Origin of the sequence: Apilactobacillus sp. EABW-1NA (assembly GCF_030398685.1) — a bacterium.
GTDB lineage: Bacteria > Bacillota > Bacilli > Lactobacillales > Lactobacillaceae > Apilactobacillus > Apilactobacillus waqarii.
The window spans coordinates 47,158-64,142 of record NZ_JAPDKO010000003.1 but is presented as its reverse complement, the minus strand read 5'-3'; the positions used below and the strand labels follow the sequence as shown (position 1 = coordinate 64,142).

Annotated in this window: 17 protein-coding genes; 1 reads left to right on the top strand and 16 read right to left on the bottom strand. The window is 35.5% G+C overall.

Annotated features, from left to right (window positions below; all coding sequences use genetic code 11):
- Positions 1 to 79 precede the first annotated feature (79 nt).
- From rpoD to rpsU, 11 genes are all read right to left on the bottom strand, one after another.
- A complete protein-coding gene (gene rpoD, locus OEZ61_RS01495) occupies positions 80 to 1,192 on the bottom strand; it encodes an RNA polymerase sigma factor RpoD (protein WP_034530776.1) in 1,113 nt (370 codons plus the stop codon).
- A 16-nt stretch (positions 1,193 to 1,208) separates the two neighbouring features.
- Positions 1,209 to 3,050, bottom strand: a complete 1,842-nt coding sequence (gene dnaG, locus OEZ61_RS01490) for a DNA primase (RefSeq protein ID WP_263506455.1) — start codon at positions 3,048 to 3,050, stop codon at positions 1,209 to 1,211.
- Positions 3,051 to 3,161: 111 nt separating this feature from the next.
- Positions 3,162 to 5,240, bottom strand: a complete 2,079-nt coding sequence (gene glyS, locus OEZ61_RS01485; RefSeq protein ID WP_263506456.1) for a glycine--tRNA ligase subunit beta — start codon at positions 5,238 to 5,240, stop codon at positions 3,162 to 3,164.
- Positions 5,240 to 6,172 carry a glycine--tRNA ligase subunit alpha gene (glyQ, locus tag OEZ61_RS01480; RefSeq protein WP_054605619.1) on the bottom strand — a complete coding sequence of 311 codons (933 nt, stop codon included), beginning with the start codon at positions 6,170 to 6,172 and terminating at the stop codon, positions 5,240 to 5,242. The genes glyS and glyQ overlap by 1 nt, the downstream gene beginning before the upstream one ends.
- Before the next feature lie 281 nt (positions 6,173 to 6,453).
- A complete protein-coding gene (recO, locus tag OEZ61_RS01475; RefSeq protein WP_290046709.1) occupies positions 6,454 to 7,215 on the bottom strand; it encodes a DNA repair protein RecO in 762 nt (253 codons plus the stop codon).
- A 27-nt stretch (positions 7,216 to 7,242) separates the two neighbouring features.
- Positions 7,243 to 8,151 carry a GTPase Era gene (era, locus tag OEZ61_RS01470; protein ID WP_034530767.1) on the bottom strand — a complete coding sequence of 303 codons (909 nt, stop codon included), beginning with the start codon at positions 8,149 to 8,151 and terminating at the stop codon, positions 7,243 to 7,245.
- Between the two features lie 18 nt (positions 8,152 to 8,169).
- The gene (locus OEZ61_RS01465; protein WP_051961006.1) at positions 8,170 to 8,565 is read right to left on the bottom strand and encodes a diacylglycerol kinase family protein; all 396 of its coding nucleotides are present in this window, start codon (positions 8,563 to 8,565) and stop codon (positions 8,170 to 8,172) included.
- Positions 8,543 to 9,022: an rRNA maturation RNase YbeY gene (gene ybeY, locus OEZ61_RS01460; protein ID WP_034533950.1), complete on the bottom strand. Its 480-nt coding sequence runs from the start codon at positions 9,020 to 9,022 to the stop codon at positions 8,543 to 8,545. Before ybeY ends, OEZ61_RS01465 begins: the two co-directional genes overlap by 23 nt.
- A gap of 24 nt (positions 9,023 to 9,046) precedes the next feature.
- On the bottom strand, positions 9,047 to 10,015 hold the full coding sequence (locus OEZ61_RS01455) for a PhoH family protein (protein ID WP_034533953.1): 969 nt from the start codon (positions 10,013 to 10,015) through the stop codon (positions 9,047 to 9,049).
- A 120-nt stretch (positions 10,016 to 10,135) separates the two neighbouring features.
- Entirely contained in the window at positions 10,136 to 10,579 is a 444-nt protein-coding gene (locus tag OEZ61_RS01450) for a GatB/YqeY domain-containing protein (RefSeq protein WP_034530760.1), read from the bottom strand.
- 80 nt (positions 10,580 to 10,659) lie between these two features.
- Complete coding sequence (gene rpsU, locus OEZ61_RS01445; RefSeq protein ID WP_034530758.1) at positions 10,660 to 10,854, bottom strand: 30S ribosomal protein S21; 195 nt, start codon at positions 10,852 to 10,854, stop codon at positions 10,660 to 10,662.
- Between the two features lie 175 nt (positions 10,855 to 11,029).
- Here rpsU and OEZ61_RS01440 point away from each other — a divergent pair, with 175 nt between their 5' ends.
- Positions 11,030 to 11,842, top strand: coding sequence for a pyruvate, water dikinase regulatory protein (locus OEZ61_RS01440; protein ID WP_034530757.1), 813 nt, complete (start codon positions 11,030 to 11,032; stop codon positions 11,840 to 11,842).
- A 24-nt stretch (positions 11,843 to 11,866) separates the two neighbouring features.
- On the opposite strand, the gene OEZ61_RS01435 is transcribed toward OEZ61_RS01440, so the two are convergent.
- The 5 genes from OEZ61_RS01435 to OEZ61_RS01415 form a co-directional block, all read right to left on the bottom strand.
- Positions 11,867 to 12,772, bottom strand: coding sequence for a deoxyribonuclease IV (locus OEZ61_RS01435; protein ID WP_081034723.1), 906 nt, complete (start codon positions 12,770 to 12,772; stop codon positions 11,867 to 11,869).
- Complete coding sequence (locus OEZ61_RS01430) at positions 12,762 to 13,976, bottom strand: CDP-glycerol glycerophosphotransferase family protein (protein WP_041152412.1); 1,215 nt, start codon at positions 13,974 to 13,976, stop codon at positions 12,762 to 12,764. The genes OEZ61_RS01435 and OEZ61_RS01430 overlap by 11 nt, the downstream gene beginning before the upstream one ends.
- Positions 13,977 to 14,014: 38 nt before the next feature.
- On the bottom strand, positions 14,015 to 14,824 hold the full coding sequence (locus tag OEZ61_RS01425) for an ABC transporter permease (RefSeq protein WP_034530755.1): 810 nt from the start codon (positions 14,822 to 14,824) through the stop codon (positions 14,015 to 14,017).
- A gap of 16 nt (positions 14,825 to 14,840) precedes the next feature.
- A complete protein-coding gene (locus OEZ61_RS01420; protein WP_034530753.1) occupies positions 14,841 to 15,992 on the bottom strand; it encodes a CDP-glycerol glycerophosphotransferase family protein in 1,152 nt (383 codons plus the stop codon).
- Between the two features lie 80 nt (positions 15,993 to 16,072).
- Positions 16,073 to 16,951, bottom strand: a complete 879-nt coding sequence (locus tag OEZ61_RS01415) for a YitT family protein (protein WP_034530752.1) — start codon at positions 16,949 to 16,951, stop codon at positions 16,073 to 16,075.
- Positions 16,952 to 16,985 lie beyond the last annotated feature (34 nt).

Genomic DNA, 16,985 nt, shown 5'->3' with positions numbered 1-16,985 from the left:
CTTTTCTACTTTGTTATTATTTATATTATAACCGCTATAGAAAATAAAAAACAGATAGCAAATGCTATCTGTTTTAATATTATTCAAGGAAATCCTTTAGTTGTTTACTTCTGGATGGGTGGCGTAACTTTCTCAAAGCCTTAGCTTCAATTTGTCTAATTCTTTCACGAGTAACACCAAATACCTTACCAACTTCTTCAAGAGTTCTAGTACGACCATCGTCTAGACCGAAACGTAATCTTAGTACGTTTTCTTCACGGTCAGTTAGAGTATCTAAGACACCTTCAAGTTGTTCCTTTAGTAATTCGTATGCAGCGTGGTCGGCTGGACTAGTTGCATCTTGGTCTTCGATGAAGTCACCTAAGTGAGAGTCATCTTCTTCACCAATTGGTGTTTCTAGAGAAACTGGTTCTTGAGAAATCTTTAGAATGCTTCTAACCTTTTGAGTTGGCATATCCATTTCAGCACCAATTTCTTCAGGTGTAGGTTCACGACCTAAATCTTGGAGTAATTGTCTTTGAATACGGATTAATTTGTTGATTGTTTCAACCATGTGAACTGGAATTCTGATAGTTCTAGCTTGGTCAGCAATCGCACGTGTAATAGCTTGTCTAATCCACCAAGTAGCGTAAGTTGAGAACTTGAAACCTTTTCTGTAATCAAACTTTTCTACGGCCTTCATTAGACCCATGTTACCTTCTTGGATTAAGTCCAAGAATTGCATACCACGACCAACGTAACGCTTAGCAATTGAAACAACCAAACGAAGGTTAGCTTCAGCTAGTTCTTGTTTAGCTTCTTCATCGCCTTCTTCAATACGAAGAGCCAAATCAACTTCTTGGTCAGCAGTTAGAAGTGGAACACGTCCAATTTCTTTTAGGTACATTCTAACTGGGTCGTTAATCTTAACACCAGTTGGAGCTGAAGCTGAGTTCTTCAATTCAGCTTGGGTAACCTTCTTAGCTGCTTCTAGGGCACGTGGATCTGGATCACCATTTTTATCAACAACACTGATACCAGCGTCTTCGATTTTTTCTAGTAATTCATACATTTCAGTCTTAGTTAGCTTGAATGGCACAGCAATTGTGTCATTAACATCGTCATAAGTAACGTGTCCAACTTTCTTTTGCTTCTTAATTAAAGCGTTGGTTGATTCTTTTAGTTCTTTCTTGTTTAACTTCTTTTCAGCCATTAAAGTGCCTCCTAAATTACGATCTGTCGTTCAACTGTTTTTGTCTTTGTAACTTGATGATTTCCATCGCTAGTTCGGTTTGCTTATCAACATCCCCTAGCTTCTTGGCATCATTCAATTCAGCCTGTTTGTTCTTAAGCTGAACATCGATCGGCGCCTCATTCATTATTATATTAACATAATCGTCAACCTCTTCTTTATTTGGCGCATCGCTTAACGGTAACATTTCGATATTAATCAACATGTTTTGTAACTTTTCTTCTTTAATGAAGTCTTGAAACTCTGCTGATTTATATTCGTCATGTGTTGCCATATAGCCTTGTGCCAATGTGTACAGAAGTTGAAAATCATCATCCACAAATGAAAAACCATCTTTACTCATCAAATGTTGCCACATTTCACGTGACATCAAAATGCGATTAAATAGATATAATTCCGCCAATTCAACCTTGCTGTGTGATCTGACGTTATCAATTGGTTGGATGAATGGATGACCTTGTTGTGGTTCATCCCTTGATTTTTGAATCGACTTCTTAACGTTATTCTTTTGAATATAGGTATTCATTCGATTAGTCAAATCTAGCTTGTTCAAGTTAAATTGATCAGATAATTGGTTAACATAAATGTCTCTTTCCAATGGATCGGAAATCTTAGCAACTTCCTGTAAGACATCGTTAATATAACTAATCTGGTCAGTTTCGTTATCCAAGTTACGGTTCAACTTGAAGTATCGCATCTTGAACGAAAGTGGCGATTCATACGCAGAATGCATATAACTAGCAAACTTTTCCTCACCATATTGTTTACGATATTCATCGGGATCAATTCCCTCAGGCATTTGAATAACACCTAGAGATAAATCTGTATTACCTAGTAATGACAATGCTCGATTAATCGCATTTTGTCCCGGTGCATCACCATCATAACAAACACTAACGCTTGGTGTTAAACGTTTAATCGTAGCGATTTGTTCGGTGGTAAGACTAGTTCCCATTGAAGCAATTCCGTTGGTTACACCTGATTGATAAGCAGATATAACATCCATGAATCCTTCAAACAAGATAACATTCTTTTGCTTTTGAATGGTTGTCTTAGCGTCAGATAGGTTGAATAAGACTTTTCGTTTGTTGAAAATTTCAGTTTCAGGACTGTTTAGGTATTTTGCCGTTGAAGCATTTTTATCCATTACACGTCCTGAGAAACCAATCAGATTGCCAAACTCGTTTTTAATTGGGAACATGATACGGTCAAAGAAACGATCACGAAGTTTACCATCGTCAGTTTCAATAAATAGACCAGATTTTCTCATGTCATCATATTGAACTTTCTTGTTTTCCAAAAACTTATTTAAGATTTGTTCCTTAGGTGCAAATCCCAAACGGTAGAACTTGATGGTCTCATCGGTCAATCCTCGTTCGTGCAAATAATCTAATGCTGGTTGCCCCACTTCAGTATTCATCAAAATATGACTGTACAATTCAGTGGCTAACTCATGCATATCGATTAATTTTTTCTCAACCGGATTGATGTTTGATTTAGCTTTATTGGAATGCCTATATTGGTCTGGAATTTCAATTCCTTGCATATCAGCAACTCTCATTACCGCTTCCGGATATGAAAGATTTTCCAATTCCATCATGAACTTAAAGACATTTCCACCTCTTCCACAACTGAAGCAGTGAAAGATTTGTTTTTGTTCATTAACAGAAAATGATGCAGTGTTTTCATTATGAAATGGACATATACCAAATAGATTACTACCAGATTTTTTCAATGAAACAAATTGACCAACAACATCGGCAATGTTGGTTTCATTTCTAATCTGATCAATTACTTCTTCAGGAATCATTGTCAGCATATCTCCTTTCACTGATAAAAGTCGCACCGATTTTTAGTGCGACTTTTGTTAAAAATACGAATAAATATTATACAGTATTTTATCAACCCATCATAGGTTTGTCTATCAATTCTATTTTACGATTAGTTGGTTTAAATCAGCAAACCAGTTAATCATGTTTGATAACTTAGTTAGTTCACGTAAGTGATTGTTCTTAACGTTTTCGTCTTTAGCCATAACCATTGTTTGGTCAAAGTAGTCGTTAATTGAATCCTTCAAGTCGAATAACTTGTTATATTCGTCGTTTGCACTTAGTGAGAAGAAGTCACCAGAGATTGCTTCAACGTTTGAATGAAGGTTCTTTTCAGAATCGTTTTCAAACAATGATTCATCAACATTTAAGTCGTCTGAAGCAAAGTCTTGTTTTTCTGAAATTCTTAGAACACGAGTTAATGCTTCAACTGATTTCCTGAAGTTATCATCTTCCTTGTGTTCGTTTAGAATGTCGGCAACGTTAAAGATAAATTCGATATTATCATTGTTTGAGTTACCTGCAGCATCGATAATATCATATCTAATCTTGTCGGCCTTTAGTTGCTTAACAATTCTATCCTTGATGAATGAAACGATTTCGCTAATTTCCTTGTTTTGATCCAAGTCAGGAGCAACGTTAGCATCCTTTTCAGCATTGATGAATGCTTCCATCATTTCAGTTAAGTTGAAGTTTAGTTCTTCGTTCTTAACAATTCTAACGATACCGTTAGCTTGTCTTCTCAATGCATATGGGTCATTTGAACCACTTGGAATCATACCAGCGGCAAAGAAAGTTAGGATACTGTCAAACTTATCAGCTAGGGAAAGAACTGAACCAACCTTGGTTGCTGGTAGTTCACCTGTTGCTGAAATTGGCATGTAGTGTTCACGAATAGCAGTAGCAACGGCTTCATTTTCACCCTTTAATAGAGCGTACTTTTCACCCATTACACCTTGTAGTTCTGAGAATTCACCAACCATACCGGTTACTAAATCGAACTTGTAAATTTGAGCAGCACGTTTAACATCTTTTAGTTCTTGGTCGCTTAGTTTAGCATGTTGACCAATTACTTCGGCAATCTTTTCAACACGTTGCATCTTTTCAAACATAGTTGAAATCTTGTCGTGGAAACTTACCTTCTTTAGCTTGTTTACGTAGAAATCGATATCCTTAGCTTGATCTTCTTGGTAGAAGAACATTGCATCTTCTAGACGTGCTGTAAGCACTTTTTCATTACCAGCAATCACGTTTTCGATGTATTCGCTGTTACCGTTTCTAACTGAGATAAAGAATGGTAGGATATTACCATTTTGATCGTTAACGTAGAAGAATCTTTGGTTATCCTTCATTGAAGTAATTAGAACTTCTGAAGGTAGTTGTAGATATTTTTCATCGAACTTACCAAAGAATGCAGTTGGCCATTCAACCAAGTTGTTAACTTCTTCAAGTAGACCTGGGTTAATGTTAATTACCCAGTTGTTTTCATCTTGGATTTCTTTGATTTGTTTAACGATTAAGTCCTTACGTTTTTGAGCATCAACAATTACGAATTGTTCTTTTAGCTTTTCTTCGTATTCATCAGCTGAGTTGATAGTTGTGTCTTGACCTAAGAATCTGTGGCCACGACTTACGTTTGAAGCAGTAACGTCTAGGATTTGAATTGGTAATACTTCGTCATCTAACAAAGCTACCATCCATCTAATTGGACGAATGAAGTCCAAACGGTAAACGTTCCACTTCATTAGTGTTGGAAATGTCATGCTTGTGATAACATCCTTTAATCCCATTAGAACTTCTTTAACAGGCTTTCCGGCAATATGTTTTTCAACAAAAACATATTCAGTACCCTTAACTTCTTTAAAGGTAATATCGTCGGTGCTTAGGCCTTGTCCCTTAGTGAAACCGATGGCTGCTTTTGACCAGTTGCCTTCGTCATCTAAAGCAATCTTCTTAGCAGGACCCTTTACAGTTTCGTTTACGTCAGGTTGTTTATCAGCTAAACCTTCAATTTGGATAGTTAAACGACGAGGAGTTGAGAATGGCTTAACAGCATCAAAATCGATTCTTTGATCTTTTAAGTAATCTTCAGTCTTCTTAACTAATTGTTTGATACTAGGATTTACCACATGAGCTGGCATTTCTTCTAGTCCAATTTCAAGTAAAAATGTGTGAGCCATTATTTTTCCTCCTTCTTTTCATCATCTTTTAGAAGAGATTGTCTTAATTTTTCATCTTTGATAAGTGGGAAACCACGTTTCTTTCTTTCAGCAATGAAGGCCTTAGCAATTTCTCTGGCCATTCTTCTGATTCTTGAAAGGTATCCGGCACGTTCAGTAACTGAAACGGCACCTCTAGCATCTAATAAGTTAAATGTGTGGCTACATTTTAGAACGTAGTCGTATGCAGGGTGAACTAAGCCGTTTGCGATTTGTTTTTTAGCTTCTGTTTCGAAGTCATCGAACATCTTGAGTAACATTTCTTGGTTACTTTCTTCGAAACTGTATTTTGAGTGTTCATATTCTGGTTCCTTGAAGATATCACCGTACTTAACACCATCACTCCATTCTAGTTCAAAAACATTGTTAACGTCTTGAACGTATGAAGCAAGTCTTTCTAGACCGTAAGTGATTTCTGAAGCAACTGGGTTCATTTCTTGACCACCAACGATTTGGAAGTAAGTAAATTGAGTAACTTCCATTCCGTCTAGCCAGATTTCCCAACCGACACCGGCACAACCCATTGATGGGTTTTCCCAGTTATCTTCAACGAAACGAATATCGTGTTCTTCTGGGTTAATGCCAAGTTCTTTTAAACTATCCAAGTATAGTTCTTGGATGTTTTCAGGAGATGGTTTCATGATTACTTGGAATTGGTGATGTTGGTATAAACGGTTAGGGTTTTCACCATATCTACCATCAGCAGGTCTTCTAGAAGGTTCAACGTATGCTGCGTTCCATGGTTCAGGTCCAATTGCACGTAAGAATGTGTATGGACTCATAGTTCCGGCACCCTTTTCAGTATCGTATGCTTGCATTAACATACAACCTTGTGATGACCAGTATTGTTGTAATTTTAAAATGATGTCTTGCATTGACAACTTTTCTGTCATGTTACTTCCTCCTAATAAACGAATGGCATAAAAAAAACCTATGCAAAAAGTATACTTAAATACAGTTTACATAGGGACGATTATTCGCGGTTCCACCCTACTTCTGACTTTCGTCAGCAGCTTGATTTCTTTGGTTCAAAAAGTGCCAATCATTGAAAAATGCAAGTAGCTTACACTGTCCTACTATCGCTGGATATCATTTTATTCAATGACCCTCTTTTGTCATTACCATTCGTATTTATTTAATTTAATTATAGTTTACAATTGCGAAAAAATCAATTCTATAATCTTAGGTCATTCATTTGATCTAAGAAACTTTTACTCTTTAGATGAATCCCTACAGAATCCGAGTAAATCTTATCGAGAAGCATTCTTAAATTTTGCTTTGTATTGTCATTTACATTAACGTTACCCAATTTATTTAAATCAATAATTGAGAAACGACGTAAATAATAAATAGTCTTTTGATCTAAGTGCAAACGGTTAGCATCTAAATGAAAATGATTTTGACAAATCAATCCACCGTAGGCTTCGGAATAGTCAAAGTTCAGATCAGTACGACCACAAATGGCACATCCCCTTAGTTCAGGTTGCACCCCAAACTCAACCAGAAGTTGGATTTCACAAATGTTGGTAATCACTTCAGGGTCGACACCATTATCGATCAATCGTAACGCTGCAAATAACTGGTTAAACCAATGTGGAATTGGTGTTGAGTCAGGAAATGCAACGTCAACTAAAGACATAATGTAGGTGGCATAGGCATTTAAGAAAATATCCTCGCTAATGTTTTCATAATGGCCAGTATCTAATCCACTATAAATATAAGATAAGTTTTCATCATTTATCTTGCCAGAATACGTACCATAGGTAAAAGGCAAGATATCCGCCATCATCTTGAAGCCCCTTTTTCGAGCACCTCGAATGAAAAACATCTTCTTGCCTGCCTCGGCCGTTAAAAACTTAACTAACATATCATTTTCTTTGAAGTTCTTTCGGTATAGTAAAATACCGTGAAAATTCATATATGTTTGTGAATCCATTTTTATTCACCGACCATTTTTAAAATTTTAGTAATTATCCTTCTTGTATCCTAGTGACTTAAGAACGGATGATTCATTACGCCATCCAGGATGAACCTTAACCCAAAGTTTTAGATAGACCTTGCTACCTAATAAGTCTTCGATATCTTGTCTAGCAAGAGTACCAATCTTCTTTAGCATTGATCCTTGCTTACCAATCAAGATTCCCTTTTGACCAGGACGGTCTACTAAGATATCAGCTTGGATATCTACGTTGCCGTTTTCCTTGGTCTTCATGCTTAAGATATCAATCGCAATTGAGTATGGAATTTCGTCTCTTGCTAACATTAAGATTTTTTCTCTGATTAGTTCAGCAACGATAAAACGTTCTGGGTGATCAGTTACTTCATCTTCTGGGTAGTATTGTGGACCAGCTGGTAATAATTGCTTTAAGTTGTCCATCAATTCATCAACATTGTTACCTTGTAGTGCTGAAATTGGGAAAACTTCTTTCCAATCAAGCGCCTTCTTGTAAATATCCATGATACTTAGAAGTTTGTTTGGATTGATTTCATCAATCTTGTTGATGATTAAGTAAACTGGTTTATCAATATCCTTTAAGCGGTTAATGATAAAGTTATCTCCAGCACCTCTTGTTTCAGTGGCACTTACCATGAATAAAACAGCATCAACTTCTTTTAAAGCTGAGAAAGCTGATTTTTCCATGAAATCATCTAATTTGTTATTTGGTTTGTGAATTCCTGGGGTATCCAAGAAGACAATTTGTGATTCATCATCGGTGTATACACCTTGAATCTTGTTTCTAGTTGTTTGTGCTTTATCACTCATAATCGCAATCTTTTGACCGATAATACGGTTCAAGAATGTTGACTTACCAACATTTGGTCTACCAACGATTGCTACAAATCCTGAATGAAAGTTTGGATCAAATTCCATAATAATTCCTCCGTGCTGTTAAAGTCCAAATATGATTGGAACATATACCAATAATCCGATAATTGCTGCAAAGATTGACGCAATGACCACACCTGCGGCAGCTACGTCTTTAGCCTTCTTGGCAATTTCATCATACTTATTACCAACAATTAAATTAACAATTGATTCACATAACGTATTTACAACTTCAGCGATTAAGACAATAAATATTGCTAACAAAATCCAAACCCATTGGCTCAAATCAATCTTAAGAATAAACGAAATAATCACTACAACTAAAGATGCAATTAGATGAAATCTAAAGTTACGTTCTGTCTTGCATAATATCACTAAACCATCAAAAGCGTGCTTAAATGATTCAGCAAAACTACGATTTTTTCTGACTACTTTTTTATCTTTTAAGCCCATAGTCATCCATAATCTTTCTTTGCAATGGGAACATAACGTCTTCATCTTCTTGCTTCATGTGATCATAACCGTTTAAGTGTAGGAAACCATGAACAACAAGGAACCCTAATTCACGTTCGTATGAGTGGTCTAAAAATTCTGCTTGTTCAGCAACCTTATCGATTGAAACAAAGATGTCACCAATGTTCTCTGGGATTTCTGCGGCCATTTCATCATCCATAATTAATGGAAAATCGTCATCACCGTCTTCAATCGCAAAACTAATAACATCAGTTGCGCGGTCAACACCACGATACTTACTGTTAATTTCCTTAATTTCGTCATTATTAACGAATGTTACTGACATTTCAGTATTATCCTTAAGGTCTAATGACTTGCTAGCAAATTGTAATACATCTTCCACTAAATCGATGTGTTTTTGGTCTACACCGTCTTTTGTCTTATCGTAAATTTCTAAATCCATTCTGGTACTCCTGTTATAAAATTTCTATTTTTGCTGATATTCTTCGTAGGCATCGATAATTCTAGCAACAACTGGATGTCTAACAACATCCTTAGAATCAAACTTAACAAAACGAATTTTTTCAACATTTTGTAAGATTGATTGGGCTTGAACTAGACCGCTACTTGCATGTTTAGGCAAATCAATTTGAGATATATCACCGTTAACAATCATCTTGGAACCAAAGCCAAGACGAGTTAAAAACATTTTCATTTGAGCAGTTGTGGTGTTTTGGGCTTCGTCTAAGATAACGAAGGCAGAGTCCAATGTTCTACCACGCATATAGGCTAATGGAGCAATTTCAATAACTCCTCTTTCCATCAATCTAGCAGTGTGTTCACGACCTAGAATTGAATGAAGTGCATCGTAAATTGGTCTTAAGTATGGATCAACTTTTTCTTTTAAATCACCTGGTAGAAAACCTAGGCTTTCACCAGCTTCAACGGCAGGTCTTGTTAAAATAATCTTTTCGACATCACCGTGCTTTAATGCTGCGATTGCCATAACCACAGCTAAGTATGTTTTACCAGTACCGGCTGGTCCAATTCCGAAAGTAATATCATTACGTTTTACAGATTGCACGTATTGGCGTTGGCCAAAGTTCTTAACACGGACTGGCTTACCCTTAAAGTCTTTGATTAATATTTGATTGTATAGCTCTTTAAAATAACTTAACGTATCATTTTTGGCCATATTCATAGCAGAAACAAAGTCACTGCTATTCAATGTGACACCGTTTTGAATTAAGTCCATTAAGTTTTTAAAAATTGAAATAACTTTATTAACATTATCTTCACTTCCGGATACCTTTACATTGGTTCCAAAAGCATTAATTGATACTTCCATACCCTCTTCAAGAATTGTAACGTATTTATTTTGTGCCCCTAATAACTTAGGTTCAAAATCTAAATTATGAATAATAAATTCTTTGGTTACTTCAGTTTGTTCTGTCAATATAGCGACCCCTTTTTTATTGATAATCAAATATTAGCACAGATTTTGACTTTAAAAAAGTTATTAATATGTACTAACAAAGCATGCTTGTGGAATAGCACAACCATACTTTATAAATAATTAGCTTAAGTGAGCTTTTACAGATTGGTTAACTTCGTTTCCGTCAGCTTTACCCTTAACCTTTGGCATGATAGCACCCATTACTTTACCAAAATCAGACATTGCTGAAGCGCCAACTTCACTGATAGTTTCTTCAACTACCTTGTCAATTTCTTCTTTTGACATTTGTTTTGGAGCGTACTTGCTTAGCACAGCTAATTGTTCTTCTTGTTCGGCAACTAAATCATCTCTACCACCATCTTTGAATTCAGCAATAGATTCCTTAACTTGCTTAACTTCACGACTGATAACAGTTAGTTCTTCGTCATCACTTAAATCATGACCTAAAGCAACTTTTTCGTTAGTTAGGGCTGATTTTAGAGAACGAATAACGTTCAAAGCAGTTTTGTTGTGTTCCTTCATTGCATTTTTAAGATCTTCATTAAGACTTGTAGCGATACTCATTATAGTTTCCCTCTTTCAAAATATTCAGCTTAGTTTTAGCAAAAAAAACGTCCCTGAAATAACAGGAACGTTTTTAGTAATTAAAAGCGACGGCTTTTTTTCTTGTTGTTGCGCTTTCTTGCTGCTTCAGATTTTAATTTACGTTTAACACTTGGTTTTTCGTAGAATTCTCGTTTACGGTATTCACGTAAAGTACCGTTCTTGGAAACTGTACGTTTGAAACGACGAAGAGCATCATCAAGAGATTCGTTTTTACGAACGACTGTTTTTGACATATGAAAATTCCCTCCCTCCGAGCTCGAAATACAACAGTTACTTTTTATTTATTAAAACTGTTCTTAATAATTATACAAAACAATATTTATAACGTCAATATTACATTTGAATTTAAAACTACTTTTATGACAGTTTTTTAGATATAATAAAGTCGTAAAAAAAGGAGTGATTTTGATGAAACATATTAATATCTTTGCCATCTCAGATTCTAGTGGTGAAACAGCGATGCAAGTAGCTAAAACCGCTGGTGCACAATTTGAAAGTGCTGATATTTCATACGAACGATACCCATTTATCACTACCGAATCAATGTTAAGTGGTATCTTAAAAATTGCTAAACAAAAAGAAGCCGTCATTTTTCATACCCTAGTTAACGCTGATTTAAGTAAACTAATCGAAGATTTTGCAATGGCCAATAATTTACAAAGCGTTGACTGTGTTCAAAAACCTATGAAGGCAATTAGTAGCCAATTAGGTTTTAACCCTGAACGTGTTAGCGGTCTTGTTCATGACTTAAATGACGACTACTTCAAGCGCATTGAAGCGATGGAATTTTCCGTTGAAAATGATGATGGAAGCAACCCACAAAACCTAACAAAAGCAGATGTCGTGATCCTAGGAATTTCTAGAACATCCAAGACCCCGCTATCACTATACCTTGCAAACAAGCAAGTGAAGGTTTCAAACGTGCCAATTGGTCCTACCATCCAATTACCTAAAGAAATTTTTGACGTTGATCCAAAGAAGATTATTGGTCTTACCAGCGTAACTAAAGATATTCAAAAAATTAGAAAAGCCAGAATGGAATCATATGGTATCGATGAAGATACACCATATTCAAACTCAAAGAATATTGATGAGGAATTAGAATATGCTAACAACTTATACCATAAACTTGGTTGTTTAATTATTGACGTCCATGATAAATCAATCGAAGAAACTGCCACCGTAATTATGGAAAGTCTTGATTTAGATTCATACCAATAAAAAAAGAGCTTAACAGCTCTTTTTTTATTGGTTTAAAATATCATCCATCAAATTGTTATTGAATTGTTGTTCTTTTAACATTTTAACTTCGAAGTAATGTGGAGACAACTTCTTCTTAGTTCCTTCAACAACAACAGCCGGTGTTTCCATAATCTTTGGAACATCAACTAATGATTCGTGGTGAGCAATGTAGTTCAAAGCATCGAACCCGATTGTTCCCAAACCAATAATTTCGTGTCTATCTTTGTGACTACCGAAATCATTCTTAGAATCATTTAAATGAACAACCTTTAATCGATCTAAACCAATTACGTGGTCGAATTCATTTAGGACGCCATCAAAGTCTTCTTTAACGTTGTAACCTGCATCATTAGTATGACAAGTGTCGAAAGTAACGGATACTTTATCGTTATCCTTAACACCATCAATGATTTGAGCAATTTCTTCAAAGGTACGGCCAACTTCTGTTCCCTTACCTGCCATGGTTTCCAAAGCGATTTGAACCTTTTGATCCGGTTCAATGACTTCGTTTAAACCTTTGGCAATTTGAGCAATTGCTTTATCTGCACCTTCACCAACATGAGAACCAGGATGTAACACAATTTGTGTTGCACCAATGGCTTCAGCACGTTTAACTTCTTCGTGTAAGAAATCAACGCCAAACTTAAAGTTTTGTGGCTTGGTAACATTTCCTAAATTAATGATGTATGGAGCATGAACAACGGTTTCCAAAATACCATGTTCCTTCATGTATTCCTTACCGTCTTCGGCTCTTAATTCATCAATTGGCTTTCTTCTGGTGTTTTGAGGAGCACCAGTGTAAACCATAAATGCATTTTCACCATAGCTGTCAGCTTCTTTAGCAGAACCCAAAAACATGGTTGAGCCATTCATGCTAACGTGAGATCCGATTAAAAACTTACTTGTCATTACTAATCATCCTCATTTCATCAACAAATTTTTCTGAAGAGTCTGCAGATTCCCATCCACAATACTTTTCATAGAATTCTTCATACTTCTTGTCGTAATCAGAATACTTCTTTTCCTTGTTAAATGCATCAATTTGCTTGTAAAAGTCGTCTTCATCTTCAACAACAGGTCCAGGTAATTCTGTTCTGTAGTCAAAGTAGAAACCACGAATATCGTCTTCATAATGTTTTAAATCATATGCATAGAACAACATTGGTCGTTTCAAGTTAGCATAGTCAAACATTACTGATGAGTAGTCTGTGATTAATAAATCTGACATTAGGTATAAATCACTGATGTCTTCTTCAACCATGATGTAAACACGGTCTTCAAAGCCCCTAATATCAATGAAATCTTTTACAAGGTAATGTGGTCTGATAATTAATACAGTGTTGTCATCAACTTGTTCAAAGAAAGTCTTTAAACTAAATGGCAATTCAAAGTTGTAAACACCCTTACGTTTGTAATTATCATCACGCCAAGTTGGTGCGTAGGTGATTACGTTTAAATCATCTCTACCAAGGTATTTTTTCTTAAGTCTACTAATGTTATCTTGGTTGTCACCATAGTATAAGACGTCATTTCTTGGGTATCCGATATCTAAGAAATGGTTGTTAAAATCAAATGCTCTAGCAAAGATATCCTTAGAGTATTGATTTGGTGCAATCAAGTAATCCCAACGATGGGCTTCATTAGTAAAGTTTTGCTTGTACTTTTCAGTATTAGTACCAGGCATCATAACGTTTTCGATATCAGTACCTAACTTTTTCAAAGGAGTCCCATGCCATGTTTGCATGTATACAGTCCCCTTATTCTTGTTCCACCATTTTGGTGTTCTAGAATTAAATACCCAGAAGTTAGCTCTGGCCATTACCCATACCCATTTAGGCATGAACTTTCTGACCATCTTAATATCAGGATATAATTCCTTGAAAGTCTTATATTGAGCTTTTCTGACAGTAAAGTATGCTTTTGTCTTATCTTCTGGATACTTTTCAATCCATTTTTCATAGATAGCTGCCGGATTATCATTGATATCCTTACCCTGGAAACTTTCAAAAACAACTAAATTCTTCTTTACTGGCAAAGTAATCAAAACATTATTAATCAAGATCAATACTCGACGAATCGACTTCTTAATAAATCTAATTACTTTTTTCTTCAATTTCATCATACGACAATTTCAATCCTTTTAACTTTTAACTAAATGTAATCCACGAAACGAGCTCTGAACTTGTAGTGTAGATGTGATCCAACCAATAGGAAGAATAGTACTGTTAGCCAGAAAATTAACATCAACATTGGTTTTTGCCAGAACCAAGCTTCACCTAACATTGACTCTCTAAATCCAGAAACAATGTAGAAGAATGGGTTCAATTGTAAGAATCTTACAAAGAATGCTGGGAAAGCATTTGTTTCAAAGTTAAATAGAACTCCAGACATGTAGAACAGTACTCTCATGATTGATTGTAAGAAGATACGATAATCACGAACAAGAATTGTAACAGTTGAGTTGAAGATACCGAATGCTAATAGCCAGCAAATCATTGCAAAGAAGTAGTATAGCCATTGAATCCAGTATAGGTTAGGTAGTACTCCACCCTTTAGGTAACCTAAGATAATTGAACATGCTAGCATAGCCCAGAATGAACTTAAGTTAGTTAGAATCTTGATTGATGGTAGAACACTAACTGGGAACTTCATTTTTGAAACCATACCAACTTGTTGGTAGATACTCTTTGAAGCATCTAAAGTAACACTGTTCATGTAGAACCATGGTGTAATACCGATAACCATCCAAGTTAGGTAATCAACACTTCCAGATGTACCCTTCTTCAAACCAACACCGAATACTAACCAGTAAATTAAGATTTGAATAATTGGGTATAGGTATGCCCAAACAATACCTAGATAATGACTTTGATAGTCTGACTTATCTTGGTACTTTGAGACTCTAAACATTATTGGTAAATTTTGAATTTGCTCTTTGATTAATGTAATGACTTCCTTCAAGTCGATCACACTTCCTTTACTTTAAAGTTTTAATATATCTGTCGATTACTCGACTTGTTGCAAAACCATCATTGTACTTGTTCCAATGGTGATTGAAATTGGTAAAATCTGTTTGTTTATCTTCACTAATTGCTTTTCTTAAATCATCCAAGGATGTAATTGGGTTTGTAGGCAACCAATTCAATAAATCATCTTGAATCCCTGGATTTTGTTTATATTGGTCTAAATCAAACATAAAGAACAATAGAGAATGCGCATTAGGCAATAGTGAATAATCAAAAGCAACTGATGAATAGTCAGTTACCAAGGTATCAGTTACAGCCAACAAATCTGTGGTTGATAATTGATTTGAAAACATCACGTTTGGACTCTTTGATTCCTTTTGCAATTTTTCTTCTAAGTCCTTTAGAAGTGGATGTAGTTTTACAACTACCATCGCATTAGGATCATTTGATAAAGCCTTAATAACACCCTTAGGTGGATTAAATGACCTTCCCTCATCACGATATGTTGGTGCGTATAAAATTACTCGTTTACCCTTCAATTGGGGAGCAAAACTATAAACACGTCTTCTCGCAATCTTTTGCCATTTTTCCTTAAATAATCTATCAGATCTTGGATAACCAATCATCTTCATTTTATCAAAGGAAACATGATAACTGTTCTCAAATACATGTCCCATTGTTTCGGAAGCAACCACGTATTCATCAAAGCTGTTATAAACCTTTTGAAAACGACGTTTGTCAGAGGCACTTCTATCTTTAGTAGAAGCATCTTCCCAACCGAACTTCTTAATTGCCCCGTTGGCATGCCATAATTGAACAACTTTTAAATCCTTAGGATGGGCAATGCCACCCATGAACGGAAAGTAATTATCACAAAAGATAACATTACTTGCCATTATCTTTGGAATTAAATCAAATATTAGTTTGAAGCCGTCCTTAAATAAGACAGTCTTAATTCCATAAGCAGCTAAATCAGTCGCAGCTGCTTCGCTTGATGATTCATAATATACATATAGCCTTTTATTTTTTGGTAATCGACGAGCCATCGATTTAATTAATCCAAGATTATTATCAAAGCTCATTATGTAAATTACATTCTCTTTTTTTCTGAAATAAAATAGTAAAGATACTATCTTAATTAAAAATATATACATAACCTTCAAAACAGATCCCACCATATTTAAAAACTATCACACAATCCAGTATTATATCACACTTAATGTATAAAAATTATTACATTTAACTATTCAACCTTGTGTTCATAGAAATGCCCCATAATAGTAGATGCTTCAGTCACACTTGCAAATGCATGTTCATCTGATTCATCTAAAGCTTCCTGTAACTCGGATAGTTCATATCTTGAAATGGTCGTAAATAGAATTGTTTTTTCATCATGCTTATATGCACCCTCAGCACCATGAATGATGGTAATTCCGCGTGGAATGTGGTTTTGAATACTATCAATCACCGTCTTTGGATGATCGGTTACAACCAATACCTGCATTCTTTGTTGACGGGTGTAGGCAAAGTCGATTGCCTTAGCGTTTACCACGATACCAATTGCTGAGTAGAATGCATATGGCCATCCATACGTAAATCCAGCTGCGGTAATAATGAAGATATTAAAAGCGATATTAATCGTTCCAATACTCCTCCCCGTCTTTCTTCTGATAACGATTCCTAAAATGTCCAATCCACCTGTAGAAATCTCGTTTTTTAAACTCATCCCCGTTCCAAAACCATTAACCACACCACCGAAGATGGCACAAATCATTGGGTCATTGGTTAAATACACCGGATGCAATGACTTAATCATAAAACTGGCTAGAAAGACAGTTAAGATGGTAAAACAAGTAAATTGATGACCAATTTGTTTCCAGGCCAGTATAAAAAATGGAATATTTAATACAAATAAACCAATCGAAGGAGAAATGGAGAATGGTAAAAATCTCCCTGATAAAGTATTAATCAACTGTGATAAACCAGTAAATCCAGATGAGTAGATTTTACCTGGTGTCCAGAAAAAATTCATGGCAATTGATACCATGATTCCGTACATAAAAGCAGTTGATGCTTTCGCTAAGTATTGATGTCGTCTTAAAATCCTTTGAACATCGTCCATAAGTTTCATAACCTCTCATTTAATATGAAAATAG

Coding starts and splice junctions, on each gene's coding strand:
- rpoD (WP_034530776.1), bottom strand. CDS start 1,192: ATGGCTGAAAAGAAGTTAAACAAGAAAGAACTAAAAGAATCAACCAAC.
- dnaG (WP_263506455.1), bottom strand. CDS start 3,050: ATGCTGACAATGATTCCTGAAGAAGTAATTGATCAGATTAGAAATGAA.
- glyS (WP_263506456.1), bottom strand. CDS start 5,240: ATGGCTCACACATTTTTACTTGAAATTGGACTAGAAGAAATGCCAGCT.
- glyQ (WP_054605619.1), bottom strand. CDS start 6,172: ATGACAGAAAAGTTGTCAATGCAAGACATCATTTTAAAATTACAACAA.
- recO (WP_290046709.1), bottom strand. CDS start 7,215: ATGGATTCACAAACATATATGAATTTTCACGGTATTTTACTATACCGA.
- era (WP_034530767.1), bottom strand. CDS start 8,151: ATGGAATTTGATCCAAACTTTCATTCAGGATTTGTAGCAATCGTTGGT.
- OEZ61_RS01465 (WP_051961006.1), bottom strand. CDS start 8,565: ATGACTATGGGCTTAAAAGATAAAAAAGTAGTCAGAAAAAATCGTAGT.
- ybeY (WP_034533950.1), bottom strand. CDS start 9,022: ATGGATTTAGAAATTTACGATAAGACAAAAGACGGTGTAGACCAAAAA.
- OEZ61_RS01450 (WP_034530760.1), bottom strand. CDS start 10,579: ATGAGTATCGCTACAAGTCTTAATGAAGATCTTAAAAATGCAATGAAG.
- rpsU (WP_034530758.1), bottom strand. CDS start 10,854: ATGTCAAAAACAGTCGTTCGTAAAAACGAATCTCTTGATGATGCTCTT.
- OEZ61_RS01440 (WP_034530757.1), top strand. CDS start 11,030: ATGAAACATATTAATATCTTTGCCATCTCAGATTCTAGTGGTGAAACA.
- OEZ61_RS01435 (WP_081034723.1), bottom strand. CDS start 12,772: ATGACAAGTAAGTTTTTAATCGGATCTCACGTTAGCATGAATGGCTCA.
- OEZ61_RS01415 (WP_034530752.1), bottom strand. CDS start 16,951: ATGGACGATGTTCAAAGGATTTTAAGACGACATCAATACTTAGCGAAA.